A 684-nucleotide genomic window follows, 5' to 3' on the forward strand; every position below is an offset into this window, starting at 1 on the left:
TAGTGCTTCGTTCTTAGCAGCGTCTGGGTTTTTGAAGTTCACTACGAACGCTTGAGTACCCGCTGGCGGGTACCAGTAGTGGTGGTTCGGGCTTGCTGCAGCGTAAGTACGGTCAATGTCAGGAACGAATGAAGAAGTCCAGTCCATCTCGCCGTTAACAATCTTACCTAGGAATTGGTCGTTGTTTGCGATTTGAGGTACACGTAGACAGTCAACATCTAGGTTGTCAGCATCCCAGTAGTTCGGGTTTTGACATTGGAGGTACAATTGTGGAGTGAACGTATCGATCACTGTGAATGGGCCTGAACCTACAGGATTTTCGTTAGTAAACGTTGCTGGATCTTTCACTTTGCTCCATACGTGCTTAGGTACAACTGGTACTTTAGCAATTTCGTAAGGAACGTTAGAGTTTGCTTCGCTTAGACGGAATTTAACTTGGTAGTCGTTAACTTTCTCAACACCAGTAACCCAAGAGTTGATGCCTGACTGGTCTAGCTCAGGTTTTTCTTTTACTAGGTTGAAAGAGTAAACAACGTCGTCAGCAGTGAATGCTTGACCATCAGACCATTTCACGCCTTTACGAATATCGAAAGTTACGCTCATTAGGTCGTCAGCCATTTTGAAGTTTTCAGCTAGACGGAATACCGGAGTGTTACCGTGCATTTCGTTGAAAACAACTCGTGG

1 protein-coding gene is annotated in these 684 nt (G+C 45.2%); it reads right to left on the reverse strand.

Annotation, left to right across the window (positions count from 1 at the left end; all coding sequences use genetic code 11):
• Positions 1–684 (reverse strand): ABC transporter substrate-binding protein (locus tag R7R78_RS26605; RefSeq protein WP_225474670.1); only part of this gene is annotated, 684 nt, incomplete at both ends.

The sequence above is a fragment of the Vibrio sp. 2134-1 genome (assembly GCF_033339495.1).